This window comes from Paenibacillus sp. J22R56 (assembly GCF_056269375.1).
Map to the genome: position 1 here is coordinate 171,196 of NZ_JBWDNV010000005.1, position 26,447 is coordinate 197,642.

Sequence of the window (26,447 nt, forward strand, 5' to 3'; positions counted from 1 at the left end):
TCCGTTTCTGCAAAAAAACAGGTCCGGCCAAGATGACCTTGACTGAACCTGTCCTTTCTCTTTATTTATTTCAATCCCATGTTGGTCATGACATCAACTTTGCTAGCATTGGTATACCACTCGTTTACTTCTTCCGTAATCTGAGTGCCGCCTTTGTCATGCCATTTTTTCACAAAATCATCATACGCCGAGATTGGCTCTCTGCTGTAAATGATCTTGGTAAACGTTTCTTTCTCCATCGTTGTAAGCTGTTCCCATGAAGCTTGCATCGTCTTAGTTGGAGGACCGTTAAATGCATTTGGCAGCAGGACATCACTGTTCTCATAAGAGATAACATACCCGTCTCTTGTTGTCTGATCTGCCGAAGCAGCTCTCATCAGAACGCCAGTATTGGCTTCTGCGCCACTAGCCAGATCATAGAAGGATTTGCCCGTGCCATCGACGCTTGGCGTATTTTTCGTAAACGACATTTTCCCAACCATGACAGCAGCCTCAAGAGGCTTATTGAATTTTGTAGGATCAAACACAACTTCATCATTGACGATATCATAATCATAGCCTTGAGCGTATCCATACTTGAAGTCGCCAGTACCAAACGCAGCATCGTACAACTTGTCATAGTAAACGAAGAAAGCTTCCATGTTCTTGAAATCTTTATTGAACATAAACACGCCGTCATTTTGCTGGCCTGCCTGATAAGTTTTATCTCCGTTCACGCCATTGATCGTCGGATACATAATAACCTTCGCACCTGAAACATTCTTCTCTACGTCTTTGATACTTCCATACAGCCATGGACGACCGATAATAATGCCGGCTTTGCCTTCTGTAAAGTCAGCAAGTGCATCCCATGCGCCTTGTGTAGCAAGCTCCGGATTCAGGTAACCTTTGGAATACCAGTCTTGCAGCTTGAGCAAAGCTTCCTTCGTGCCTTCGGCTACTGATCCGTAAGCGAGCTTCCCGTTATCGTTATACCATTGTCCAGGAAGATTCTTACCAGTGAAGGCACTGAAAATCATGACCGGATCACTTACCCAGCCTGTGTTATAGGAATCTTTGCCGGAGAAGTCGAAACCGTAAGTATCCTTCTGACCATTACCATCTGGATCATCATTCGTAAACGCAGCAATAACCTTCTCAAATTCATCGATCGTAGTTGGTGCTTTCAGATTTAATTTATCTAACCAGTCTTGACGGATCAGCATTACTTGGCCTTCCGTTAAGTTCGGCGCAATAGCCATACCGTAAACCTTACCGTCATGGACGATCGGATTAAATGACGTTGGGAACTGCTTGTATATCTCTTTCAAACGGTCAGGCATATATTTGCTGATGTCTTCTGTAATATCCTTCACAAGTCCGGATTGGATCAGATCATTCTCCAGCATCGTATCGTACACGGGCAGCACATCCGGAAGCTTCTCGGAACCGGTAATGGCCAGACGAAGCTTTGTATTGTAGTTGCCAGCGTCACCGCCTAATAAAGTGGTTTCAATATTAATACCTAGATTATCTTTACCCCAGCGCGTCAGCACATTGTCGTTTATGGTCTCTCCATTAATGTATTTGCCCGCATTCTCGTCCTGCTGTTTGGCAATCGAAATCGTGATAGGTGGATCGAATTTACCGTCCTTCATAGCTGTTCCAGCGTCAGCATTTGCAGTTGCATTAGATCCTTTATTGGTATTTTCTTTATTATCTGAGCTGCAACCGGCGAGCAATCCAGTAGTAAGAATAGCAGCGGAAGCGAGAACCGCGATTTTTTTCATATCCATTCTATCCCCTTTATATTTCATATGGAAACCCTACTCTTTTACTGCGCCTAAGACAATCCCTTTTACAAAATACCTTTGCAGGAACGGATACACGAGAATAATAGGCAGCGTGCTGATAAAGATTTGAGCCGCTTTAATACTTTGCTCCGACAAGGCTTCTGCCTCTGATGGCGTGAGCGCCATATTCTGTGCCGAGCCTTGTACGACAACCGTCTGCAGGAACGATGCAAGCGGGTAATCAGCCGTATCGGACATATACAAGATTCCGTCGAACCAGGCGTTCCAGTTTCCTACCATAATAAACAGTCCGACAGTTGCTAGGCCGGGAAGAGACAGAGGCAAATAGATTTTTCGGAAAATCGCAAAGAACGATGCCCCATCGATAAATGCCGCTTCTTCCAGCGCTTTCGGAATCGTCTTAAAGAAGTTCATAATGAGAATGAGGTTATACGCTCCAAATGCCCCAGGCAGAATCAGCGACCAGATCGTATCCTTTAATCCAAGCTTCGTAATCAGAATGTAGGAAGGAATTAAGCCGCCGGAGAACAGCATGGTGAAAATAAAGATCCACATTAACGCATTACGTCCGCGGAAGTCTTTGGATAAGGCATAACCTGCTGTTGTAATGACAAACATGCTGAGTACGGTCCCAACAACGGTCCGGATAACCGAAATTCGCATAGAACCGGTAAAGTTGGTGTTATGAAAGGTTTTCACATAGGCATCCGTATTAAACTCTACCGGCCAGAAGACAACCAGGTTACCGTTTATTGCGGACTTGCTGCTGAACGATTGCGCTAACAAATGAAGCATAGGCAAGAAGCATGATAAGGCAATGAGAATCAGAAATGCATAATTGAAAACTGCAAATACCTTATACCCCGTGGACTTATGGTACACTCCCCCTCCTCCTTTTTAGAAAATTTTATAATTAGCTGCCTTATAAGCAATCCGGTAAGAAATGATAATAAGGATGAAACTTACTAAGGATTTGAACAAGCCTACTGCTGTACCAAAGCCATATTGACCATTCAACAAGGACGAACGGTATACGTAGGTATCGATAATATCACCTGTGCTGTATACCAGCGGATTGTACAAGTTAAAGATCTGGTCAAATCCAGCATCCAGGACATTACCAAGACTAAGAGTCGCAATAACGATAATCATCGGCAGCATACTTGGTAAAGTAACATGTCTGATCTGCTGTCTGCGTGTTGCACCGTCAATCTCCGCAGCTTCATAATAAGACGGGTCAATACCGGTAATAACCGCAAGATAAACGATCATACTGAATCCGAAATTTTTCCACAGGTCGCTAATAATAATCGTTGGCCGGAACAGTTCCGGGTCACCTAGGAAATAAATCGGTTTAATCCCGAACAGATGAGTGAGCATATGATTAATGCTGCCATCCAGCCCGAGGATATCAATCATGATCCCCGCTATCGTAACCCACGACAAGAAATGCGGCAGATACACCAAAGTCTGAATACTCTTCTTGACGCCCATCATACGAATCTCACTTAATAGAATAGCCATGAAGATCGGTACGATCATACCAACTATGATCTTGATGACTGCAATAATAAGCGTGTTGTAAATGGCTTGTGTCGATTCCTCATAATCGAAGATTCGCTTGAAATTATCGAGCCCAATCCAGGCCGAACCCGAGATACCCTGCCACGGTTTGTAGTCTTCGAATGCCATCAAGAGGCCAACCATCGGCCCATATGAAAAGATGATGACGCAGACTAAAGCCGGGAGACAAAGCACATATAAAGGCCAATTTTTCTTTATTTCCTTGTTCCAAGGATTCTTCCTACTCCTTACCTGAGCTATTTTGTTCACCCCCTGTATGGCTGTCTGTTGTTCTTACTGACTTAATGTTAACAAAGACATTTCCGCTCAGAAATGACTCAATCTGAACATCATAACCACTCTTTCAATCAATCTGTATACGCTTTCATTCAAATGGTTCTCCGTTCCTTCCCCTTTCCAGACATATATCTTATAATGATCCTACTAAAAGGGGTGATTTAGGATGAAAAAAGTAAACATGAAACGGTTTATCTACTTTTTCATCTTTTTTTTAATGCTAACGTTAGCTTTATTTTTTGTAATGAACACACTAGGCTCGAAGACGATTCAAAAAAGCTTGATCACCTCTTCGAAAAACCAAATCGCCTATGCAGACAGTATCCTGGAAAGTGTCATATCGGAAGCAAGTATGTACGGAATCCAATACACGGCCGATGATGATGTACGGCTCTATCAGCGTCAGCTTCAGGAGCTCGACAATTATGACGCCCAGATGAAAAAGAATGATCTCTCTGATCGACTAACAGGTTCAATTCTCTCAAGTCAATCGATCGGATACATCGGGATCTACTGGAAATCTGACAGCAGCTTTATTTCTTCCGGCCATGATATGCTTGGCAAGATCCCTTTTGAAACCGTATCCAAACGAGGCTGGCAGTTGGTCAATAACAGCTTGTACTATTTCTCCATCTATCCTTATATTCATCAGCCGAGTAATCCGGATAATATTCAATACGTTGTAGGCGTGAAGCTAAAAACAGAGTATCTGGCAAGCTTGCTTGAGAAAGCAGTTAACAGCGAAAGCTCAAATTCCTTTTTCCTCATTAACAAAAGTGAGCTGCTCAGTAATAAACCGGTCGACAGCAAGATCGAGGAAAAGATCAAACAACTGATAACGCCTGATGCGGAACAAATTCAAAAATTTGATTATCACAATGGTGACGGAGACTATTATGTATTATCGAAGTATATTAAGCCCATTGATACTTATCTCGTGACGTATACTCAGGTGACGGATATTATGAGCCCCTTGCATCGGAATCAGCAGGTATTCATGGCGAGCATTGTATCGATCCTGATTATTGGCTTATTCGTTATCTTCTTGTTCTACCGCAACTATTACCGCAATGTCCGCTTGCTGGATAAGAAGTTTTTCCAGGTTGAGTTAGGAGATTACAGCGCCAGAATCAGCGAGAATCCTGCTAACGAATTTTTTAGTCTGTTTAAAAGCTTCAACCACATGGTTGCAAAAATTCAAGCCTTATTTGGTTCCCTGAAGGTAGAGACAGAGCTGCGGAAAGATGCTGAGATCAAGCAGCTGCAAGCGCAAATTAATCCGCATTTTCTGTACAATAGTCTGTTCTTCATCATGTCGATGGCCAAGTCATCTCCAGATGGTGTCATCCAGATGAGCAAGCATTTAGCCGAATATTACCGCTACTTAACTAGGCTTGATTCCGTTGAAGCCACTTTGAACTCGGAATTACAGCTGGCTGACCATTATTTATCAATCATGGCACTTTGTAAGCAAATTCAATATGAAATCAATCTTCCACCTGAATTAGGCAGGCACCCTATTATGCCGCTTATTATTCAACCTATTGTGGAGAATGCCATTCAGCATGGCATTGAAGAGATGCAAGGCGCCTATCGCGTTACGATTGACGTTAAACTTCTTCATCCCGGCGCGCTCATCATTATCAGTAATGACGGAAAAGGGCTGACTCCTGATGAGATGGAGAAGCTGAAGCTTAGAATTGATTGCGAATCAGCACCCGAGGGTACAGATGGAATTGGTTTATGGAATATCAATAAGCGGCTCAAAAATGCATATGGGGAACTAAGTAGTCTACGGTTTTTCATGAATGACTGGGGCGGCTTGTCCGTTATGACATTCATTAACTTGTCACTGGAAGGAGGAGAAGAGGAATATGCGGCTCTTAATCGTTGATGACGGCCATTATATCGTTGAATATTTAAAGCATCTGCTTGATTGGAAGAGCCTTGGTGTTGAGTATATCGAAACAACAACCAACTCCATTAATGCCAAACAGATTTTGAAGAGCAATGAATTCGATATCCTGATTACCGATATTCGGATGCCTGAGGTTTCCGGTATTGATCTTCTGCAGCATATCGAAGAACAAGGACTTAAAACAAAAGTGATCATTCTATCCGGTTATTCTCAGTTTGAATACGCGCAGCAAGCCGTGCGATTAGGGGCTGTCGATTATTTATTAAAACCCGTAGATAAAGACGATATGGAAAAAGCAATGAAAAAAGTAAGCCTGTTCATCCATAAGAAAAAGAAAAACACACCTGTTGCCTGGGACAAACTGGATGGTCTAGAATTCTTACTGACTGTGATCAGCGAGCATTGTCCTCCAAGGGACGAATATAAACCTGTCCATACGGCTATGATGGATGAAAGCTTCTGCTTTTTCCAGCTCCATGAAACAGAAGAACGGGCTGAAATGATTCTTCGAGATTACAGCCTAGACTATAAGCGTTTTATTTGGCGTACCGGGTCAAAGCTTATCGGACTTATTCCGGCATCTGGTGCAGATAACCTCTCTTCTATATTTCCAACCCTGAACGTATCGGAAAAGTTCGAGTTTAGTCATCGGAATGTCGTCCGCCATTTGTTCTACCAATTCTTCTATGAAGAGAAGGTATGTCCATCTGATCTCGAAATCATGCGTACATTACCGAGCATTGAGCCTGGAGAATGTGAGCTTGCCCGGAAACAAATTCAGAGAATTTTCTCACAGCTCGCTTCCCGGAAACATAAGATCATTTATTTGCTGGAATTGACTTCTGCACTGTACACGATGGACACCAAATTACAGCAGGCAGACGTGGTGGATTGGATATTTAATCAGCTGTCTGAACCCCACTCAGCACTCCCGATCATCATGATTAGTCTTTCTCAATTGTTTAACGGAAATAAATCCTCTAATCAAATAATCGTCCAAACCATTCATGACTACATCGCATGCCATATTAGTGATGACCTCAGTCTGGAGGAGTTAGGGAAGATTGTCCACCTTCATCCGGTCTATCTCTCCAAGCTTTACAAGCAGGAGACTGGTCAAAATCTATCCAGCCATATCGCCATGAAACGACTGGAGAAGGCCGCTCAGCTGCTAATCGATTCGAATCTTCATGTGGTCGACATATCCCAGCTTGTTGGTTACAAAAAGACACAATATTTTATTAAGCTGTTCAAAGATCAATATGGGACCACTCCCTATCAATATCGGCGAATCAAATGTGAAGCGGTGAAAAACTAATATAAACGGCGTGCAAATGGATGATCCATTCGACACGCCTTTGTTAAATTATAAAATCAGCTGTGGCTATTGTCTTGTTCCACTCTACTTCCACTTGATACGAACCCGCTTGCAAATTCACGAATGTTTTCCCACTCATATACGCTCCACCTGGCTCTAGATCAGTATAATCTTTGACGGGTACAGAACCCTCATCAATAACTTCTTGATCACGAAGCAGCTTATAGCTAGCTCCTCCAATAACCGTCACTATTTTGTTGCTTTGATTTTTGAATGTGTAACTAACTTTTGTCTCTGTACCTATATTTTCCACTTTTACTGTACCGATCAGATCAGATTCAACTACTATTGTTGCTGTACTTGTTGGAGCAGGTACATTTTCTGAAGGAGTTTCCTTCGAACAGCCTGCAGCTAAAACCAAAGAAAGCCCCAAAATAAATACGGATATGTATTTGAACATTGTCTGTTGTCACCCCTCAACATAACCAACGTTACGTTTGCTGTTTAAGTTGCTGGAAATGAAAGTAACATATAACAAACGCACCAAGTCAATAGACTTGATGCGTTTGTTTAATTCTTTTTATAACTTACTATAGGCTTCATCATCAACAGCTTCTAACCAATCCGTCTGTCCCGGAGTAATGGCTAAGTGTACAAACCAGCTGTCTTTTGTCGCGCCATGCCAATGTTTCACATTTGGTTGGATATTTACAACGTCTCCAGTCTTGATCAATTGAGCTGGTTTACCTTCTTCTTGATACCAGCCCTCACCGCCCGTAACTAACAATACTTGTCCAACTTTATGAGTATGCCAGTTATTGCGTGCTCCTGGAGCAAAGGTTACATTACCAATTGGTGCATTGAGTGGTGTTGGATCCGTAAAGACCATCTGCAGGAATGCATCCCCGATAAAATAATTTGGATCCACTTTTTGTCCCAGAGGAAAGATTGTGCTATTACTTAATTGTTCGTTTGCCATTATGGCTACCTACTCTCTTTTTGGTTTACTTGCCTTAGCCTACTTGTACGGTTGGGCGAATAATCATTTCATTAATTGCTACATCTGCTGGCTGCTCAATGGCAAAAGCAATGGAACGAGCTATGCTCTCAGCATCAATAGCCACTTTGTAAAAATCATTTAATCCTTTTTTTAGCTCTGGATCTGTTGTCGTCTCCAGCAACTCACTATTTACAGCTCCTGGAGAAATATTTGTAACACGGATATTTGTGCCACTCATCGCTTCTTCTTGACGTAACCCTTCAGAGATAGCTCTTACTGCATGTTTGGTACCACAATAAACCGTTCCACCAGGGTAGATGTTATGTCCAGCTACAGAAGATAGGTTGATGATATGGCCGGATTTACGCTCCCTCATGGAAGGTAGGACAGCAGCGATCGCATAGAGAACTCCTTTTATATTCACATCAATCATCTTATCCCACTCATCAACTTTTTTGTTGAACAGAAGAGCTTGTGGCATTATTCCAGCATTATTTACTAAAACATCGATTTGCCCATACTCTTTGAGGGCAAACGCCGCTAGTTCTTCCATTTGATCATGCGAAGTAACATCTGTCACGGAGTAAATAGCTTGACCACCACTGCTTTTGATTTCTTCTTGCAGAGTCTTCAAGCGGTCTTCGCGACGAGCTGCAAGTACAAGCTTCGCACCTTTAGAGGCAAGTTCCTTTGCTGCTGCTTCTCCAATCCCACTTGATGCACCTGTAATAATGACAACTTTATCTTTAATATTTGACATACTAAACATACATCCTTCCGTGATTTTATTGTTCTTTCGAAAACAATTGTTTGGCGACCATAATGGCTGACATTGCTTTTGGCCACCCCGCATAAAAGGCTAAGTGAGTAATAACTTCAACCAACTCATCTTCGGTAAGTCCATTTTCTTTTGCTTTATTTAAATGAAACCCTAATTGTTCCGTATTTCCACCCGTTATTAAAGAAGAAACGGTAATTAAACTGCGTTCACGAGGAGAAAGCTCCTTGCGTTCCCAGACATCTGCAAATAAAACTTCATCGTTTAGTTGTACAAGCTTTGGAGCAAAATCTCCGATCATTTTCTGAGCAGGTGTTAGTTTCGACATTTTATCCCTTCCCTCATCCGTTACTGCATATTGATGCATTATTGCACATCTGTGTATAATTATAAGGGTTAGAAGAATGTCTGCAATGGCCAAATGACTTGGAATTGAGCAAAATTGCACAAATCCATCGAAACTGTGTAGTACTTTTCAAGAAAGTGTGGTGAAAATGACAATGACAAAGGTAGATAGAAGAATAATCAAATCTCAAGAATCAATAAAAACCGCCTTTATTGAGCTAATGACTGAAAAGAAATTTGATGAAATGACTATACAAGAAATTGCCGACAGGGCAAATGTTGGTCGACGAACTATCTATCTTCATTACTTAGATAAATATGATCTGCTTGATAAGCTCATTGAAGAACATCTTAACGAACTTAGAATCCTCTGCAGATCAGCAGCAGATCTGAGCTTTGTAGATTCCAATCTGATTTGGTTCGAATATTTCGAAAAGAACTATTCCTTTTTCTCAACGATGTTAACAAGTAGTGGAGCACCTTCATTCCGCAGCAGATTCGTTACGTTTGTAATCGAAGAGTTACAGGATGAAGTAAATGTGAGTGATGGAAAAAACCAAGGACTCAGTAAAGAGATCATTCTTACCTTTTTTGGAACAGCTATTGTTGGGATCGTGGAATCGTACTTCACGAAAGAAATCCCTGAATCGCCACACGTCTTGGCAGAGCAAATGGGGATTTTGTTAGAAAGAAACTTATAGTCTCACACAAAACAAAATAGGAGCAGATGACCTAAGTGCATCTGCTCCTACATTTATTTTTAACCCGGAATTAGATATCCAGCTTACGATTGCTGATCCATTTCACCATCTCAGGATCACGGTGTGAGAAGAACAGGCTCTCGTTCGTATCCAGTGCAGCAATTGACTCCATATCTTCTTGGTTTAACTGAAAATCAAAGATATTGAAGTTTTCTTTAATTCTTTCTAAGCGAACAGACTTCGGAATAACAACAACATCTCTTTGTGTTAACCAGCGTAATACCACTTGGGCAACGGATTTATTGTACTTTGCAGCGATAGATGCCAATACTTCATTCTGGAACAAGTTGTTTTTTCCCTCAGCAAAAGGCGCCCAAGACTCAATTTGAACATTATTCTCTTTCATGAATTTAGCATTATCAATTTGCTGATTGAAAGGATGTGTTTCTACCTGGTTAACGGCAGGAACAACTTCATTCTGAATAATCAAATCGATCAGGCGGTCCGGATGGAAGTTACTTACGCCAATCGCTCTAATCTTACCTTCACGATACAGCTCCTCCATTGCACGCCAAGAGCCGTGTACATCGCCAAATGGCTGATGTATTAAATACAGATCCAAATAATCCAATTGCAATCTAGCTAATGCTTTTTCGACTGCTTTTTTTGTTTTTTCATATGCTGTATCTTGAACCCACAGCTTCGTGGTAATAAATAATTCTTCTCTTGCCACACCACTTCGCTTGATCGCTCTACCAACTGCTTCTTCATTCATATATGAGGCTGCTGTATCAATCAGACGATAGCCCGCCATAATAGCGTCATAAACGCTTTGTTCACATTCATTTTGATCTGTCATCTGAAAAACACCAAAACCGAGTATAGGCATCTGAACACCATTGTTCAAAGTTACATTTTTCATATTATATCCTCCAGTCGATCTTTTTACCTCTTTATTATGTACCAGACGTCCTAGCCACCGTTACCTTATTCATATCAAATGCTTGCCTAATCCTCTCACTCCAAAAAAAAAGACGGTCCAGGACTTAAATTCGTCCTAAACCGTCTCTTTCATTTATTACGTCCGGCGCATATAAGCACGCACAGTAATTGGAGCAAAGACTGCAACGATAGCTACTGCACCAAGCAGGGAGATACCAAGATCCCAGCCGACTGTACCTGAGTTCGTTAATTCCCGGACAGCAGACACGACATGTGTCACCGGATTGACGTTTACGAACCATTGCAGCCATTTCGGCATGGTGTCCACCGGAACAAATGCATTGGACAGGAAGGTTAATGGGAATAATATAAGCATAGAGATCCCTTGTACGCTGGAAGCCGTACGTGCAATGACACCAAAGAATGCAAAGATCCAGCTAACCGACCAAGATACGAATATAACTAGCAGCGCGGACAAAAGAACATTTTCAAAGCCGCCGTCTGGACGGTAGCCCATGATATAGCCCATAGCGAACGTAAGGACAGTGGCAATCGTATACCGAATGGTATCCGCTAATAAGGCCCCCGCAAGTGGAGCAATACGTGCAATTGGCAGTGATTTAAAACGGTCAAATACGCCCTTATCCATATCCTCCCGAAGCTGAACACCCGTTACGATCGAGGTTGAAATAACGGTTTGCACAAGAATACCTGGAATAATAACTGGCAAATAGCTCTGTACATCACCGGAAATAGCTCCGCCAAAAATATAAGTAAACATCAGCGTGAAAATAATCGGCTGCAGCGTTACATCAAATAACTGCTCTGGTGTGCGGCGGATTTTGAGAATGCCGCGGTACGCCATCGTAAGTGAATTTTTTACTGATTGAACAAAGCTCGTATGGTTCTTTAAATGACCTGTTTTTACTGAAGTGCTCATACGGTTACTGCCTCCGCTCTATTTGTATCTTTCGTTTTCTCATCTTCAACGCCATGTCCCGTGATCGTCAGGAACACCTCGTCGAGAGTTGGCTTCTGCACACTAACCTCGGATAATGTAATTCCTTTCTCACGAAGAGCAATTAAGAGGTCAGTAATCAAATCTGCATTCGCCATCGGCGCAGTGATCTTCGCTGCTTCGCTCGTCAATGTAGCTGGAACTTTAAGAACCTGCTCCACGGTTTGACGGGCATTCTCAATATCAGATTGATTCTCTACTCTAAGATGCAGAGATGAAGTTCCTACCGATTGTTTCAATTCATCGCCAGTTCCTTCCGCCACAACTCTGCCGCGGTCAATTACCGCAATCCGGTCCGCAAGCTGGTCGGCTTCTTCGAGATATTGTGTAGTCAGCAAGACAGTTGAACCTGTGTTGACTAAGCGTCGAATGGTATCCCACATTTGCGAACGTGTACGAGGATCAAGTCCCGTTGTTGGCTCATCAAGGAAAATAAGAGGTGGCTGTGCGATAAGGCTTGCTGCCAAATCCAGACGTCGTCTCATACCGCCGGAGAAGTTTTTGAGCGGACGTTTTGCCGCTTCTGTTAGCCCAAACTCCTCAAGCAGTTCTGCCGCTTTTTTCTTCGATTCCGCACGTCCAAGTCCAAGCAGTCTGGAGAAAATAATTAAGTTTTCCGTTGCGCTAAGCGATTCATCTACTGAGGCATATTGCCCTGTGACACCAATTAATTGACGGACGATTTGCGATTCCTTTACCACGTCATGTCCGAAGATTCGAGCTGAACCTGCATCCGCCCGAAGCAGCGTTGCCAGCATTCGAATAGTTGTTGTTTTGCCTGCCCCGTTTGGCCCAAGCACACCGTAAATCGTGCCTGCTTTCACATGCATATCAACGCCGTCCACTGCACGGTTATCGCCAAATATTTTGACGAGTCCTTCTGCTTCAACAGCCCAATCACCATTGTTTGGCTGTTTCGAATTAACTCTATAGTCCATTTCCTGTTTCCTCCCAGAAATTGTTGATGTGATGATCTTATCGTACATTTTTAAACTGAATTTAAACGATCAGCCTTCCATTTTATAATCCGCCAAAAATATGTTCTAATCTTAAACCAAATCGTTTACTACTAAATCAGCCTGCAGATGTATTCCTTAATCGTCCAGAGAATGAAAACTGTCCTTAAATAAGAAAACCGCCCGAAAGAATCGGGCGGTTAGCCATTAATTCGATAAGCCAGCGTACCGTAGTGCCTTCATGATTAGCACAGTTGCCTGCTCCTTGGTTACATGCTCTTGCGGTGCAAGTTTGCTGGTGGATACTCCGTTCATAATGCTGCTTTCTACTAGAAGAGCAATGGAAGCTTTCGCATAACTAGAGACAGCAGAGTGATCAACGAACCGACTCAGAACAGCTGGATCCACTTGTTTCACAGCTCCTGCATACGCAAGAGCCTTCACTAGAATCACTGCAGTTTCTTCACGGGTAATGGCTGCGGAAGGGTCAAACCTTCCGTTCCCTTTACCGTTTACAAGACCAGCTTTCTGTGCTGCAGCAATATCTGCCGCGTAGGTAGAACCAGCTGGAACATCCTTGAAGGAGGAAGCCGAATCATCAGGCAAAATACCAAGTGCTCTGACGATTAGTGAAGTGACTTCGGCACGAGTCAGCTCACGCGAGCCTCCGAACTTGCCATCTGACTGTGCTTTTACGATCAGCTTGGCTGCCGCCTGCCATACATCCTTTTGAGCCCAGCTAGCCACTGTATCGGTAAAGGAAACTTCCGTTCTCACTAAACCGTATATGCTATTGCCTTTCCGCTTCAGTTCAGCTGTTACCGTCCCATCTGCATTGTCCATGTAAGTAACCGGTACTGGCCGGAGTTCATTGGATTCTGGTACGTAAACTACACCAGCTGTCTGATCTTTATGAATAGCTGAGCCGTTCACAGTAAAGGTATGCGAGAGGAAATAATCACCGAAGTCTTTGATTTCACTAAACGTTCCATTCGCATTTTTGCTTTCAATTGTAAAAATAAGTGGCTTATCAATTAAAGATATGCCTTCCTGCTTCAAAAGCTTCGTCCATGCATCAACCATTTCAACTGCCGGGACTTCAATGGAGATGCGGATATCCGTGCCAGCAGGCAATGCTGCTGCCGGAATTTTGAATTCTGCCCCGCTCCAGCGGACAATAATCGTCGAGTCTTTGCCTTTGACTGCAATTGCTGCGGTTATTTCTTTAGACAGCGTAACTTCGATCTGCTTACCATTACCTTCTACTATAATAGGGAATTCTGTAGACGTGGAAGCAGCGATTTGTTTCAGAGCCGTTTCACTTGGCAAGCTGACCAGCAGCTTATCTCCGTCTTTTGTAACATCCGTATCCAGCCCTTCATGTCCAGCAGGCTGTGATGAATCAGGTGATGCAATCTTCACTTACGATGTCTTCGTTGTCAGCAGATGACTAAAAGCAGATACATGCTTAAGGGTCTCTGCTTCTTTTTCAATGGCAAGAACTTCAATAGAATATCCCGTATCAGGCGTGAGGTCCGAGATCGCAAACTCTGTGCCTGCTGTTGTGCCAACTTTTGCTTTGTCTACATACACTTCATAAGCTGTCGCCTGTTCTACCGCATTCCATTTTACTTTAAGGCTGCGGCTGCCTATCGATATTGCCTGCAGGGCAGTTGGAGCGGAAAGGGCATCACCATCAGGAGTTCCTGTGATCGGAAGATCTTTGGCAAGACGTGTTGTAAGTGTCCGATTGCGATCGCCGCTTATATCCCAGCTCATGACACCTGACAAATCAAGCGACTTCGCAAGCGAAGCGATATACATCATCGTTGATTCATCATTATAGGTGAGGAATACACCATTTTCCGCATTGTAGAGATAAGATACTTTGGCTTCATCATTCCAATAATGGACATAACCCTCATGATTCAAGTAGTTCTCTTCAATATCGGTATAATCAAAAATACCGTTTTCCCATGTACCAAATGGCGTAGCGCCTGTGCACGTATCATACTCACCACTTGCAGGACAGCCAATCCATCCTTTGCCGTAGAATGGAATTCCTATATTCACCTTATAATTGGGTACCCCGCCATTCAGATGCCCAAGTACGCCTCCAAGCACATTATTACGTTCTGCATAATCCTTCGGATGATTCTTATCATAATAAAGCGGAGAGTTATGATGAGCGAGGGTATCCCAGCTGCCGCTGTAGTCGTAAGTCATAATATTGATAAAATCAAGATAATCGGATGATTGGACGAGATCCGAATTGGCAACAAAGTTATCGCCTTGCCCTGAAGCAATCGTCTGCAAATAATACTTGCCGTCTTCCGATCCGGCAGCGTCCAGTGCATTCCTTACCGCCTGAGCCATCAGACCAAAGTTTGCCTTATCCTCAGGACTATGTGAGTTATCATCCTCGCCGCCTTCCACTGGATATTCCCAGTCGATATCGACACCATCCAGCTTGTAGGTCCGCAGGAACTTCACAACGGAATTGGCAAAAGCACGCCGTGTCTCTTCTGTACTGGCCATATTCGAGAAGTTATTCGACCACGACCAGCCGCCCACGGAAATAATCAGCTTCAGATGGGGATTAGCTTCCCGGATAGCTGCCCATTCCTCGAACAGATCAAGATCCACTGAAGGATCACCAACTATGATTTCACCATCAAAGACATAGTTGGTTTGGGTAGGAACATCAGCATTCTGGCATACTGCAGCACCAGAGCCAAATCCTCTCCAGCATATATCCGCAAAGGCCAGATTCACATGAGTAATTTGCGATGCATCCACGTCCGATGGATGGAAGTTGCGTCCCGTGCTGCTCGGAGACCAAAGCGTATAATACGAAACAATATTGTAATCGGAGCCTGGAACAACGGTTATCTCGTCGCTGTCAGACGAACGCCAAAGCGCGTTTTTTGCAACAACTTTAAAGCTATAAGATTCCCCTTCGTTAAGTCCCGTTGCTGCATATCTATTCTCGCTGCTGGAACCAAGAAGTTGTCCGTTGGCGTATATGTCATAGCCAGTTGCTCCTGCTGTCTCCGCCCAACCAAGTGATGCCACCGTTCTGGTTGTCGTCACTGCCTGAAGGCCGCTTGGTGCAGCGAGTTCTCCCCAAGTAATCGTCACATGATTGCTGTTTGCCGATACCTTCGGAAGGTTCTGAGCTCCAACCTCGAATTTATAGCTGGTACCGTTTGTATTCCCTCCTTCGGGAAGCGTATACGTCACGGTATTCGAGCCATCCCAGATTCCTTGCTTCCAGCCGCCATTCACATAGAGATCATAGCCATTGGCACCAGGGCTGCCCGACCACTTCAGTGTAACGGTGGAATCGGTAACCGCTGTTGTCTGCAAATGACCTGGTGGAGAAAGCGGAGGCTCAGGATATTCGCTTGTATCGGCAGCTGTCGTAAATTCAATCACATTACTCTTATATTCAAGCGATGGCCGATCGGCAAACCACGTAATATAAACACGGTAGGTCGTTTCCGGGGTTAATGCGCCGATTTCTTGTTTACTCCGGTCTCCCCAAGTCATCCATGCATTTGTATCTGCATTCCAGACATCGATGTCATTCTTATTCGTTTCATCACCAATCATGTCCCATGCAATCGTAGCCGTATGATGCGTAATTCGGTCGGCTCCGTTCCCGTCTTTGGCTATGCGCAGATTAGCTGGACCCGACTTCACAGGATCACCCAAGCCTTCCTCAGCACGAACGCCTGGCGCGAATGCCAGCACGCCTGTCAGTAACGTAACTACTAATAACAAAGGGAGATTCCATAAAGATCTTCTCATCATCGATAAGTTCAATTATTTCACCTCTATTGGATTTGGTTTTGGTTGACTAATAGAAGACAAATAAAATCAAATCAGACAGACCGGCAACTACGAGGTGTAAGAATTTATCCCATTCATCACCACCTTGTTAGTTAATGTCATTAAAGTTATTAATTTCTAGTAAATCTATCATGGCGTAAGCCGCGTGGATTCGTAAGGTGGAAAATTCCATTATCAGGGGGGATATTATAATGTTATAACGTTTAACAGGGGGATAATTATTAGGTCATACGAAAGAAGCGGATTATCCTCTAATTAGAGAATAATCCGCTTCTTTTTGGGAGCCGTCTACTTTTTCGTAAGGTCAACCCGCTTCTCTTCCCCGTTCCACTTCACCTTCGCCCCAAGTGCTTCCGCAAGAGAACGGACTGGCACATAGGTCACGCCTTTCCGATCATCATATAGGCCGTCATCAATCTTCTGGCCGTTCACATATACCGTAATGGACTCCATATCCTCATCCTCTTCCTCAACCTGAGCTTCTGCCTGAATGATTATATCGAAGGACGTCAGGTTATTAGACTTAATGATCGACAGTAACTTTGCCGCGTAATCCGGATCAGTCGCGTATCCACATGCATACAGCGCTGCACATTGCGTCTCCGGCGTCTTCGCTGCACGGACGCGATCATAACGGCTTTTCGTGAACAGCATATCCTGATCTTTGTAGAATTCATAAACAGAGTCATACGCCCGCCAATCGGCCTTCTGGGTGACCCTTTTCCCGTCATATACCTCCCAAGTGGAAGTACATACGGTACGCCCTTTCCAATAAGCATTTGGTATACCGCTGCCTACCTTATAGCCGCCGAGATTATTCCATTCATGAATTTTCCCGCCAGTCTCCAGCCAGTTCTGCGCTAGTCTTACACTTGGCAATAATGGCGAGCCTTCCTTCCACACCTTAACAACGGTATCGGATAGAAAGGCGAAAAAGGCCGTTTTATTCAGATGTTGAGTCATTCCTAACACCTCCTTCTCTTAATCCAAAATTAGTCGATTAAAAGTTCATTCGCCGTAATGGCTGCACCAACTCTGCGACCATTCGGTACAGCGGTCAATCTGCCGTTCTGGCCATTATAATAAGAAGCCCCGGCTTGGAGTACAGACTCTACTTCCACGATTCCCCGCATTGCAACTTCAATATATTGTCCATCTGATCCCTCCGAGACAGCTATACCAAGAGGCATCAAATAAGGCTTTCCATATGACAAATACTTTCCATCACTGTAAGCAGTCATATAAATCTGATTGCCGTCCGGATCAGAACCGATACAGAAGTACTTCTGCTCGCCAAGTGGAAGGAATACAGGCAGCGTGCCTTCTGAGCACGGAAACGGATAATGCCGGTCTGTCGATATTGAGATATCACTACTATTAAACAGGTCGATGAACATCGTTTGATGAGGCTCACTTAAGCTTGATGCACGCCCGCTCTCCCATCTTGCCTGATAGAGAACAGCCCCCGTCTCTCCTGCGGAAATGACATCTGTCGTCACTCCTGAAGCAGATGCTATTGTTTTTTGATTAAGAGATTGCGTATCCGCATATTGATACAACTTATTGTTAGCGAATCGATATGGCGTGAGCTCCAGCAAATCCCCATTCGTGTTATTGGTCGTCACTTGGATAAACCCGCCGCTGCCGTCTGCTATAAGCCCCCTTGTCGTCCGATTAGGCAGCTCCAGATACTTATCAGCTATCTTGAGCAGCCTGCCATTCTCATCTACCTCTACAAGAATTGTCTTGTAATCGGTACGAATGGCAGCACGATTTGGACTTATGAGAATAGCTGATACATTAAGCCTCTCGTAATCCAAATATTCCGCCTGCTCAAGTGCTGTAAAGGTTACATTTGCACCACTAATCGTATAACGGATCACTCTGGCGACAACGGATAGATAATCGGTGACACCGGTATGAAGTAGATAACCATTGCCCAAATTGATTACCTGGCTGTTCAAATACTGCTCCGACAGATTATAGCTTGTTGTCATTTTCCCGGTAAGTCCTGTACTTGTAACGCTGGCGACCATAACCTTCAACTCATCATAAGTACTGCCTCTGCCCAATTGCTTGGAATCATAAGAAGGATTAATCCGCTGTTTGTACTGCAAAGCGATCATGCCTTCTGACAGCTCGATCAGACTTAGGTTATCGACATGACTATAGGAAAAAGTATGAGACTGTATCGGCTGATAACCGCCTTCTACCGATTGGAAGATTGACAGCTTGCCATGCCACGTATCCCGCTCCCTGTAGGCAACAACTATATATCCGTTTGATAAAACAATGGAGGCAATACTACGGCCGTTCAAGTCGTGGTCTCCAGTTACCGCATTAAATTCACCTACGCCTGAGCTTATGAAACGGGTAGGCGACCAAGCGCAGCGGAATAGCTTTAATCGGCCTACACCTGCGACTAGAACCCCTCCCTCGGCTCCAAACGGGCAGTAATTGAAGTTATACGCATAAGCACCTCGGTCCCATATATTAACGAGCTGCTCTTTCCAGTTAAGATCTTCTATCACATTCTGAACAGGTGTCATCTTGAACAGCAAAGCCTGTGTGTAGGCATAGTCCCGCTCCGCCTCGTGGTTGAAGGTTAGCATAAACAAAGATTGGCCAACAGCTGTCAGCTTTATCTTATTGTAGCTTCCTTTAACCGACGTTAGGACGGGCTTGCCTATTACCTGCTTTATATTCCCATCCGTTGTGTCAAAGAGATTTAAGACCAGCGCTCCGGACTCCTTGTAGCAGACAGCCGTCACAAATCGATTCTCCGATACTTTCACCGCATCGTAGAAGGAATCACTCAAATTACCTGTCGAAGAAGCTCCGTTAACCGGAATATTCGCTGCCTCTCTCAAGGTAATCGGATGGAAGGTTAATGTGGTATCCATCTTAATACTAAGGATCAAATGAACTGGAGAAAGTACCCAATGCTTGAGCTCAACCTGCCAGCTTCCTGTCGTATTTATAACTGACTTCTCGCCAAGTGCGGGCACCTCACCATTCCAGGTTACAATTCTGGTTATCAAAGAACCTCTTGTATCGCTTTCCTTCACCCAGTAGCTGGCTGCAAACATCCCTGCCGAAAGCTTGCTGAAGGCAAATTCCGAATACAGATTGGTTGCCGAATCAATCTCAGTTGCATCCCCTTGAAGCGAGATATAATCATTTGTGCCAATTGAACAGATGGATGCTTTTAACCTCCAAGGTGCAGCCTTTGTGCAATGCCATACCAGCAAAAATAAGCTGTTCGATAAACTTTCAATAGCCGGCATCGAGCCTGAGTACAGCTCCGTCTGAGAGAGCTCACCAAGCTGAAGCATACCCGCTTCATCCCAACGAATAATGAGCATCGTCCATAAAGAGGTATTGTGTTCCAGGTAACAAAGAACCCCCATTTCCTCCGAAAGCGGCTTGAATTGGAGTTGGTTGATGCCTTCTACGCCGTAGACAGGAAGTGCTTTCTTATCTGATACAAACAATCCTCCGGCTTCCGACTCTACCCGGTATATGGAAATCAGCTTCTGAGTCGTCCCGATATATAGATAGCTGTTCTCCCCGATCGGATGGACGACTCTGCTTTCTTCCTCATTATTCAAATAGAGCACGTCTGGACTAAACCGTGGAAGCTCGCTTATTGGATATTCGGCATTTGTATAAAGCTCGTTATTATAAATCGTGACGACGTCACCCTTCTCAATCCTCTCGCCAGGTGCAGCCGGGAATGAGCGCCTGATGGAAGTTATGCCGCCACCGCCGCCATTCATTAATCCTTTCAAAGAACTATACACCCGGTATCACCTCAACTCCGGATATATCAAGCGACAACGCACCAGCAATGGCCTGAGAAGCGGCAATCTTCGTTCCTTTGGGCAATACCGTTTCGAACGAAAATTTGATCGTATCCTCGCCGCTGATACTCGTACCAATCCGCTGCGTCTCGGCTCCAGCCGATTTGCCTGGACGGATAATATACAGCTTCAGCTTCGCTCTCACATTCGTCGTGTTATGTATAACGATGCTTTTCAGAATCGTCTTTTGCTGCAGCGTCACAAGATCTGTCAATGTCACACCTGGCTGTCCCGCGTACAGATCAACTGCGGAATAGACTTCATATGCCATCCTCTATCCCCCCATCCAGTGCAGGCAAAGCGTGTTGCTGATTTTGATGTTCATTTCCTTCTCCAGCTGCCCCAGCTTCGCTTCTGTCTCATCCAGCGCTGCGTTCACCTTCTGCGCACCTGCATATAGACTGTCTGGTGCAGCTGGGTCCAAATTAATACGGTTCGCCGTGCTCATCACTACTCACCTGCTTCTCTTAAGATAACGTTACCATGAGCCGCTTCGCCCGCGGGGTCTCCGCACGGCTGTTCTCCGAATTTGCCTGTTTAATTCGAATCCGTACCTTCTGCGAAGCGGCAACGGTTGCTTCGAATTTGAACTGCGTATAGATTCCGAGCTGCTGACTAACCTTTCCTGCAGGGAAAGCAACCCAGACATTTCCGCCATCAATGCTGTACTCCACATTTTGTGTAGTGCCGGAAGGAGTTTGGAAATCAACATATACCGTAATCTTTGTAAAGGTCTCGTTTGTGTACCATTCCTTACTGACATAAGTGCCACTCGCCTTATAGGACAAAGCTCCCGCCCCAATGGCTCCGGTCTGGATAACCGGCGAGCTCTTAGCGTTGCCAGACAGGATTGCACGTACATATACGTCCTCCGTAGGAGCTCCAAGCGCGGTCACACCAGCATCATTCAACGCATACCAGCTCGTGCCATTTGGTGACCATTGCCATTGCAGATTGCTGCCTTGCGGAACAACCTGGCTAGTTGCAAGCAGCAGCTGAGTAATTGGAATCGGCAGTGACAAGTTTGCGAAATTCAGCTTACCGGATGATTTCTTGAACTCCGCTGCATACAACCGGAATTTCAAATCCATATCCTGATGAGCTGTCCACGCTGTTGCATTAGAGCTGGAGAACAGGAGGCCAACGGAATAAGGCTGCCGGGATACGATATTCCCGCTGACCAGATCCTTGCCGCTCATCTTCGCAACAAACACCCGGTATTGGCTTGAGCCCGTTAACACCACGACGGCATATTCTACATTTGCTTGGAGCAGCACCGGATCACTAAACACAAATTTGGTCGGTACATCTCCTTTCAGCGACACCTTCACGGAACTTGCCTCAAGTACCTTGGAAGCAAGCACCGTTGTCCCCGGATAACCGTTCACCACATTACGCAGCTGAACCGTAACCGGCTTTGCTTGATAACTGCTTCCTCCCGATGAATCCATGTCCCTTGTTTCGAAAAACAGCTCTATACTTGTAACGAACCGCTCCTCCAACAGCAGAAAGGTTTGCGCAAGCGGATCAATTTGATTCCACCAAGGCACCTGCCAGAAGGTTTGCTCGATAATCTGTTTGCGGCCTACGCCGACATAGGAAGTTCTGGATTCATTCTGAATCTGCGCCACTTCTACCCCTCCTACACATAGTTAAAAATACGGACTTCTCTTGTACCTGTCCGGATATTAGGCGGTATGGTAAACGTAGCAATAAACTTGCCTGCACCATTTGCTTTTACCGTGCCTGTCTTCGTTCCAGCTTCGTAACCTGGTGATGGAAAGAGCGCTACCTCCACGCCGTCAAAGGTCGCCTGCAGGTTATTACTGTTAGGCTCAAAGCCTTCGCCGTATACCGTTACTATCCGCTGGCGGATATATGGAACGTTCTCATCCAGAATGACACGCGTCTCCGTTCGGCCGCCGCCCCACCAAGCATCCCACCAGCCCCAAACGGTCTGATAAACATAAGAGGTCTCCACCCAGGAATCCTGGGAAGGCGTTAGCCGGGTCGTTGCCTGCGAGCCAAATACCTGATACGGATTGACATTAAGCGCCTCGGTTCCATAGCTTTGATCTATGATTACCTGCTCAGTGTAGTCCAGTGTAAGCAGCCGCTCATGCTGCTTCACCGAATCCCCGCTTTCGAACTCTGTCTGCACGAACAGCTGGTTCACTGGAAGCTGTAGGGTCTGATTAGCCGGATCAATCATCGCATCAAAGCCCTTTTCCAGATCAGCTCGTTCAAAATTCGTAAAGTTATCTGTAAAGAAGCCTTTCTTAAACGTTGCCGGATCAGAGATTTGAGCTGTTCGATCCAGCTCCAGCATCGCCTGGTTATATTCCGCGCGCTCCAATCGGTCCAGCAGAGAGCGAAGCTCCAGCATGGTCAGCCGCTTAGGCTTGTTGTTGCTGACAACCACTTCAGAGCTTGCAGGCGGGAATTGCAGCTCGCCAAGTTCTAGAATATCCGGTGGAACAGGCGGCGTAGGCGGATGTACATCAGATTGGCCGGTTACAATTCGAATTTGTCCATCGGCGGTCAGGTAGAATACATCCTTCCGGGATAAGTAATAATCGTAGGTCACATTAAAGATTGAGCCGGAGACTGGCAGGTCGCCTCCCAGCCAAGTAACCTCGCTTTTCCCTTCCTCCAGCTTGTAATCCGTCCCCTGTACCATTTGCTTCATATATTCGAACGTCACTTTGTAAGTCTCGCCGATATTGGGCCGCGTTGTGCCAATCGACCAGTCAACACTGTTCTCGGTTAGCTGATAATCTTTCCCCTTTGTGTAGGTCTTCGTTCCTTGCACGATGCTGATAATATCCACCACAGCGTCGGTCGGCAGCGAATCCTGCGCGGTAGATCCACCTCTTGTGAGGCTGACATCCGAGAGCCTGACTCTAGCAGTAATCTCCTGAATCGCCTTAACTGGCTTGCTGTTCAGTGAGTAATGGGTTGTACCGGTTACAAAGCTTTTCACCTCATCCGACACTCTCCGTGAATCCAACGCCTTCCTCAACTTAATCCTTGTTGGCACAAGACGATTAATCTCATAACCCAATACATAAGCTTTGCCAGCCTCAATGACCAGTGTCACAAATTCACCATCAGCTGGCTCGATAAAGCCATCCATCCCTGAGACAAGAAAGCTGCCGCTTGTATCATAGGTCCTTCTGGCGAGTACAGGCGTAAAGCCCTCTAACTCCGGAGGCACCTTTGCGGTTACAACTTCTCCGTCGAAGAGCCTATACATAGGAATTGCGGCAGCATCATTTAACACCCATTCCGGAGCAGCAACTAGACGATCCATGCCCGGCGAGCCAAAATTGGCATATCCTACAGCCGGATCAAGCAGTTCCTTCTGCATCTCATAGGTAACCGTTGAATAAGTGATTTTCAGCCCAATCACCTCTTCGCCTATTCCGGAGATTGGAATTCTTCTTTCGCCGATATCATGGATCACACCATCAAAATAGACGGTTGCTGGGAAAATAATGACGTTCTTTTTATCGTCCTGTACATAAATCTGACCACCTTCAATAATATGGCCCGATCCAAAAATAACGTCGCCCATCCGCTTATCGCGATATAAGGAAAGCGACTGCATCTCATTTAATTCAGCCGATTGCAAACGCCTGCCGCTTTGTGCCTGAAGAGCCACCCAGCGTTTGTCCGGGGCGAAACGATTGTACACACTCATCTAGCGCTCCTCCTAGAACTCCACAATAAATTCAAGAAACTCCCGCTGATCTTCCGTCCGATGAATCGGTGAGCGGTTATTGACGACCAGAGCATATCCGTGACTGCTTACTTCCTCTGCGGTAACAGCAAGCTTGCCGGGCAGTGTAGCTTCTGCCAATACCAGATCCGTTACAATTGCACTTTGCCGATAACTGACAGCGGGCAGCTCTGTTCCGGTAATCCAGGCGGCTACATATACCCAGCGGACGAGACTTAACATCGCTTCCTCTTCCGTGATGATCTTCCAGCGCTGCTCGAACTGGATAATGTCGCCTTCTGCATCGGGAACAACGAATCGGACTTTCTCTGCCTTCTTGTAACCGATCGGCTCGCTAAGCTGCGAAGAACCTGACACTTCGGGCACGCTGTCCGATTCATTCCATGGCGCCTGCTTGCCAATCCCAACCCATATATTGTCGGTACGGACCAAATGAAGCGCCTGAAACGCCCGCATTCCGGCAACCGATGCTGTATAACTGACTCCCATCTGTTTTTCCTCCTTAAAAGAATTATCGCGCTCTTTGCGGTAATTCTTACTTCGTAAGCATAGTCCTAAGAATTATCGCGTTCTTTGCGTTAATTCTTACTTCGTAAGCATGTTCCTAAGAATTATCGCGTTCCTAAGGGTTTGCTGGAACAACGGTAACCGCTGACTGCTGGATGCGCAGCTCCTTCTCTGTGAAGGTAATCGAATCGGTGAAAAAGATACCCGGTGACCACCAGGCACCACGCGCTGCATCCGCCTTGCTGCTGGAAGAAAGGGTCGCCATAAGTCCTGTGCTGACCTTATAACCGCTAACCTCTTCATAATTGAGCTTGGTCTCGTTATCAGGTCCTGGATAAAGACTCCTAAGCGTGCCGGCTCTCGGATTATCGAGCTTCACCGATTGCTTGAGCGTAACGGCCAGCCAATATTTAAACCCGGCAAAGCCGCTGATCTGAATGAGCTTCCGAACGACCTCTACTTGATCTGGATTGACGTAGATCGCAGTAATTAAAGGACCAAAAAACTCACCATCCGGGAACATCGCATCATCACCCGACAAGGTATAACCATCATCCGAGCTTAACCTGAATGTCTCCATGACGGACAAACCAAGTGCGTTAATCGTCTCTCTGTTTAGAGTTCCGGATGAACGAAGCTTGGCAAGAAGCGCCTCACGCTCCTCCTCCTGCAGCTCCTGCTTCCACAAATACAGCCACTCATCCGGAGATTCTGACAGAAACAGCGAATGCAACAGTCGTCCCTCAACATCGGGAATATCTGGATCCGCTGCATCCATAATGGCATTCATTTGCCTGCTCTCGTGATAATAGTCCGGTAAATACTGAATAAGCGGTGAGGTCATAAAATAATCACCTCCGCCTGCAGGCTTCGGTCAATAGGCAGCTCCAGATTTGCTTTAGGCTCGACAATGGATGCATCTGTCGCGCCTGTTGTTATTAAGGCCGCTACGATTTTCGATAAATAGATCGTCCCGCCAATATCGACCTTCCGCAAGTAGGCGTAAACCGCATTTTTGGCCGCTGCTTCATTCAGTCCAATAACCTTCACCTTAACGGTCATTGGCTCCGGAATAACCGGTTTCACAATGACATCGACACCAAGCGGCTTCTTCAGCTCAATGAGGTTCTGCACTTCCAGACATACATGCTCCAAATCGCCATCCGCGCCAACCACGACATCGACAGTACCTAAGCCGCGGCTGCAGTTGATCGCCTCCGCATACGTAACGCCAGTAACGGATAATGCCCATCGTTTGTAATCCGATTCGGTCCCGCCATGCTCAGGGTTACGTTTCTGGTATAAAATACGGCTCCGCAGCGCTTCATCCGGCTCCTGGTTCAGACCTCCCGCCGCCGGGCGTATATTGTTAACCGTCCAAATATCCTTTACGGGATCAAATAAAAGACGGATGCTATCTGCATTCACATTGCCTAGCACGCCAGGCTGCTTGCATCTGGCCAATACCGTTGTTTTCCCTTGGCTGCCGATGACCGTCTCCGATGTGGTCGCAAACGAAATATCGGAATTCTCAATCCCGACGGTTGTGCCATCTGGAATAACAGCGTCTACTACACCAGTGAACGTCAGTTCGACTAAGGCAGCTGCGGCTGGTGTCCGCTCAAGCCCATAATCTCTTGCGATTAGGTCGAGGAACTTTCCTTCTGCCGTAACGGCGAAGGCCTGCTCCAGGATACTGCGGAACTTGCTCTCTTCAATCCATAGCTGCATCGCAATTGGAGCAAGAGCGTCATAGATGATTGAACCCTCGCTCTTATCCAGACCATTATCGACTCGGTCAAGCAGCTGCTGCAGCTTTGACTCGAAGCTAAGCGTATTAGTACCGTCCAA

The 26,447-nt window shown here is 45.4% G+C and carries 24 protein-coding genes; 3 read left to right on the forward strand and 21 right to left on the reverse strand.

The window, feature by feature from the left end; all coding sequences use genetic code 11:
* Positions 1-65 precede the first annotated feature (65 nt).
* The 3 genes from AC0YNT_RS13745 to AC0YNT_RS13755 are packed head-to-tail and all read right to left on the reverse strand — an operon-like array spanning position 66 to position 3,488.
* Entirely contained in the window at positions 66-1,769 is a 1,704-nt protein-coding gene (locus AC0YNT_RS13745; RefSeq protein ID WP_475805100.1) for a type 2 periplasmic-binding domain-containing protein, read from the reverse strand.
* Positions 1,770-1,805: 36 nt separating this feature from the next.
* Positions 1,806-2,675: a carbohydrate ABC transporter permease gene (locus AC0YNT_RS13750; protein WP_475805101.1), complete on the reverse strand. Its 870-nt coding sequence runs from the start codon at positions 2,673-2,675 to the stop codon at positions 1,806-1,808.
* A 15-nt stretch (positions 2,676-2,690) separates the two neighbouring features.
* Positions 2,691-3,488, reverse strand: a complete 798-nt coding sequence (locus AC0YNT_RS13755; protein WP_475805102.1) for an ABC transporter permease — start codon at positions 3,486-3,488, stop codon at positions 2,691-2,693.
* 331 nt (positions 3,489-3,819) lie between these two features.
* On the opposite strand from AC0YNT_RS13755, the gene AC0YNT_RS13760 reads away from it, so the two are divergent.
* Together AC0YNT_RS13760 and AC0YNT_RS13765 are read left to right on the forward strand one after the other, a co-directional pair.
* Entirely contained in the window at positions 3,820-5,547 is a 1,728-nt protein-coding gene (locus AC0YNT_RS13760) for a sensor histidine kinase (protein WP_475805103.1), read from the forward strand.
* The gene (locus AC0YNT_RS13765; RefSeq protein ID WP_475805104.1) at positions 5,528-6,889 is read left to right on the forward strand and encodes a response regulator; all 1,362 of its coding nucleotides are present in this window, start codon (positions 5,528-5,530) and stop codon (positions 6,887-6,889) included. Before AC0YNT_RS13760 ends, AC0YNT_RS13765 begins: the two co-directional genes overlap by 20 nt.
* 43 nt (positions 6,890-6,932) lie before the next feature.
* On the opposite strand, the gene AC0YNT_RS13770 is transcribed toward AC0YNT_RS13765, so the two are convergent.
* From AC0YNT_RS13770 to AC0YNT_RS13785, 4 genes are all read right to left on the reverse strand, one after another.
* Complete coding sequence (locus AC0YNT_RS13770; protein WP_475805105.1) at positions 6,933-7,349, reverse strand: hypothetical protein; 417 nt, start codon at positions 7,347-7,349, stop codon at positions 6,933-6,935.
* Between the two features lie 120 nt (positions 7,350-7,469).
* Positions 7,470-7,868 (reverse strand): cupin domain-containing protein, encoded by a 399-nt coding sequence (locus AC0YNT_RS13775; protein WP_441889443.1) that lies wholly within the window; start codon positions 7,866-7,868, stop codon positions 7,470-7,472.
* 34 nt (positions 7,869-7,902) lie between these two features.
* Positions 7,903-8,649: an SDR family oxidoreductase gene (locus AC0YNT_RS13780; RefSeq protein ID WP_475805106.1), complete on the reverse strand. Its 747-nt coding sequence runs from the start codon at positions 8,647-8,649 to the stop codon at positions 7,903-7,905.
* Between the two features lie 25 nt (positions 8,650-8,674).
* A complete protein-coding gene (locus AC0YNT_RS13785; protein ID WP_475805107.1) occupies positions 8,675-8,995 on the reverse strand; it encodes a carboxymuconolactone decarboxylase family protein in 321 nt (106 codons plus the stop codon).
* Positions 8,996-9,167: 172 nt separating this feature from the next.
* Between AC0YNT_RS13785 and AC0YNT_RS13790 the strand changes: the two genes are divergently transcribed.
* Positions 9,168-9,713 (forward strand): TetR/AcrR family transcriptional regulator, encoded by a 546-nt coding sequence (locus AC0YNT_RS13790; RefSeq protein ID WP_475805108.1) that lies wholly within the window; start codon positions 9,168-9,170, stop codon positions 9,711-9,713.
* 70 nt (positions 9,714-9,783) lie between these two features.
* Here AC0YNT_RS13790 and AC0YNT_RS13795 read toward each other — a convergent pair whose 3' ends face one another.
* The 14 genes from AC0YNT_RS13795 to AC0YNT_RS13860 all read right to left on the reverse strand — a co-directional run bounded on the left by AC0YNT_RS13795 (position 9,784) and on the right by AC0YNT_RS13860 (position 26,447).
* Entirely contained in the window at positions 9,784-10,635 is an 852-nt protein-coding gene (locus AC0YNT_RS13795) for an aldo/keto reductase (protein ID WP_475805109.1), read from the reverse strand.
* Positions 10,636-10,791: 156 nt separating this feature from the next.
* Entirely contained in the window at positions 10,792-11,595 is an 804-nt protein-coding gene (locus AC0YNT_RS13800; RefSeq protein WP_475805110.1) for an ABC transporter permease, read from the reverse strand.
* The gene (locus AC0YNT_RS13805; RefSeq protein WP_475805111.1) at positions 11,592-12,611 is read right to left on the reverse strand and encodes an ATP-binding cassette domain-containing protein; all 1,020 of its coding nucleotides are present in this window, start codon (positions 12,609-12,611) and stop codon (positions 11,592-11,594) included. Before AC0YNT_RS13805 ends, AC0YNT_RS13800 begins: the two co-directional genes overlap by 4 nt.
* 225 nt (positions 12,612-12,836) lie before the next feature.
* Entirely contained in the window at positions 12,837-14,051 is a 1,215-nt protein-coding gene (locus AC0YNT_RS13810; RefSeq protein ID WP_475805112.1) for an S-layer homology domain-containing protein, read from the reverse strand.
* Positions 14,052-16,457, reverse strand: coding sequence for a glycosyl hydrolase family 18 protein (locus AC0YNT_RS13815; protein ID WP_475805113.1), 2,406 nt, complete (start codon positions 16,455-16,457; stop codon positions 14,052-14,054).
* Between the two features lie 315 nt (positions 16,458-16,772).
* Positions 16,773-17,447, reverse strand: a complete 675-nt coding sequence (locus tag AC0YNT_RS13820; protein WP_475805114.1) for a glucosaminidase domain-containing protein — start codon at positions 17,445-17,447, stop codon at positions 16,773-16,775.
* 29 nt (positions 17,448-17,476) lie between these two features.
* Complete coding sequence (locus AC0YNT_RS13825; protein ID WP_475805115.1) at positions 17,477-20,275, reverse strand: hypothetical protein; 2,799 nt, start codon at positions 20,273-20,275, stop codon at positions 17,477-17,479.
* A 4-nt stretch (positions 20,276-20,279) separates the two neighbouring features.
* Positions 20,280-20,618: a hypothetical protein gene (locus AC0YNT_RS13830; RefSeq protein WP_475805116.1), complete on the reverse strand. Its 339-nt coding sequence runs from the start codon at positions 20,616-20,618 to the stop codon at positions 20,280-20,282.
* Positions 20,619-20,621: 3 nt separating this feature from the next.
* Positions 20,622-20,795, reverse strand: a complete 174-nt coding sequence (locus tag AC0YNT_RS13835) for a hypothetical protein (RefSeq protein ID WP_475805117.1) — start codon at positions 20,793-20,795, stop codon at positions 20,622-20,624.
* 19 nt (positions 20,796-20,814) lie between these two features.
* Positions 20,815-21,978 (reverse strand): hypothetical protein, encoded by a 1,164-nt coding sequence (locus tag AC0YNT_RS13840; RefSeq protein ID WP_475805118.1) that lies wholly within the window; start codon positions 21,976-21,978, stop codon positions 20,815-20,817.
* 11 nt (positions 21,979-21,989) lie between these two features.
* Positions 21,990-24,050, reverse strand: a complete 2,061-nt coding sequence (locus AC0YNT_RS13845) for a DUF4815 domain-containing protein (RefSeq protein WP_475805119.1) — start codon at positions 24,048-24,050, stop codon at positions 21,990-21,992.
* Between the two features lie 12 nt (positions 24,051-24,062).
* The gene (locus AC0YNT_RS13850) at positions 24,063-24,578 is read right to left on the reverse strand and encodes a hypothetical protein (RefSeq protein WP_475805120.1); all 516 of its coding nucleotides are present in this window, start codon (positions 24,576-24,578) and stop codon (positions 24,063-24,065) included.
* 133 nt (positions 24,579-24,711) lie between these two features.
* Complete coding sequence (locus AC0YNT_RS13855) at positions 24,712-25,440, reverse strand: hypothetical protein (RefSeq protein ID WP_475805121.1); 729 nt, start codon at positions 25,438-25,440, stop codon at positions 24,712-24,714.
* Complete coding sequence (locus tag AC0YNT_RS13860) at positions 25,437-26,447, reverse strand: baseplate J/gp47 family protein (protein ID WP_475805122.1); 1,011 nt, start codon at positions 26,445-26,447, stop codon at positions 25,437-25,439. Before AC0YNT_RS13860 ends, AC0YNT_RS13855 begins: the two co-directional genes overlap by 4 nt.

Bases quoted from the DNA above. Each gene is read 5' to 3' on its own strand.
- AC0YNT_RS13855 (WP_475805121.1), bottom strand. From the start codon at position 25,440: ATGACCTCACCGCTTATTCAGTATTTACCGGACTATTATCACGAGAGC.
- AC0YNT_RS13835 (WP_475805117.1), bottom strand. From the start codon at position 20,795: ATGAGCACGGCGAACCGTATTAATTTGGACCCAGCTGCACCAGACAGT.
- AC0YNT_RS13775 (WP_441889443.1), bottom strand. From the start codon at position 7,868: ATGGCAAACGAACAATTAAGTAATAGCACAATCTTTCCTCTGGGACAA.
- AC0YNT_RS13760 (WP_475805103.1), top strand. From the start codon at position 3,820: ATGAAAAAAGTAAACATGAAACGGTTTATCTACTTTTTCATCTTTTTT.
- AC0YNT_RS13805 (WP_475805111.1), bottom strand. From the start codon at position 12,611: ATGGACTATAGAGTTAATTCGAAACAGCCAAACAATGGTGATTGGGCT.
- AC0YNT_RS13820 (WP_475805114.1), bottom strand. From the start codon at position 17,447: ATGACTCAACATCTGAATAAAACGGCCTTTTTCGCCTTTCTATCCGAT.
- AC0YNT_RS13830 (WP_475805116.1), bottom strand. From the start codon at position 20,618: ATGGCATATGAAGTCTATTCCGCAGTTGATCTGTACGCGGGACAGCCA.
- AC0YNT_RS13850 (WP_475805120.1), bottom strand. From the start codon at position 24,578: ATGGGAGTCAGTTATACAGCATCGGTTGCCGGAATGCGGGCGTTTCAG.
- AC0YNT_RS13800 (WP_475805110.1), bottom strand. From the start codon at position 11,595: ATGAGCACTTCAGTAAAAACAGGTCATTTAAAGAACCATACGAGCTTT.
- AC0YNT_RS13745 (WP_475805100.1), bottom strand. From the start codon at position 1,769: ATGAAAAAAATCGCGGTTCTCGCTTCCGCTGCTATTCTTACTACTGGA.
- AC0YNT_RS13785 (WP_475805107.1), bottom strand. From the start codon at position 8,995: ATGTCGAAACTAACACCTGCTCAGAAAATGATCGGAGATTTTGCTCCA.
- AC0YNT_RS13765 (WP_475805104.1), top strand. From the start codon at position 5,528: ATGCGGCTCTTAATCGTTGATGACGGCCATTATATCGTTGAATATTTA.
- AC0YNT_RS13770 (WP_475805105.1), bottom strand. From the start codon at position 7,349: ATGTTCAAATACATATCCGTATTTATTTTGGGGCTTTCTTTGGTTTTA.
- AC0YNT_RS13790 (WP_475805108.1), top strand. From the start codon at position 9,168: ATGACAAAGGTAGATAGAAGAATAATCAAATCTCAAGAATCAATAAAA.
- AC0YNT_RS13795 (WP_475805109.1), bottom strand. From the start codon at position 10,635: ATGAAAAATGTAACTTTGAACAATGGTGTTCAGATGCCTATACTCGGT.
- AC0YNT_RS13780 (WP_475805106.1), bottom strand. From the start codon at position 8,649: ATGTCAAATATTAAAGATAAAGTTGTCATTATTACAGGTGCATCAAGT.
- AC0YNT_RS13845 (WP_475805119.1), bottom strand. From the start codon at position 24,050: ATGAGTGTGTACAATCGTTTCGCCCCGGACAAACGCTGGGTGGCTCTT.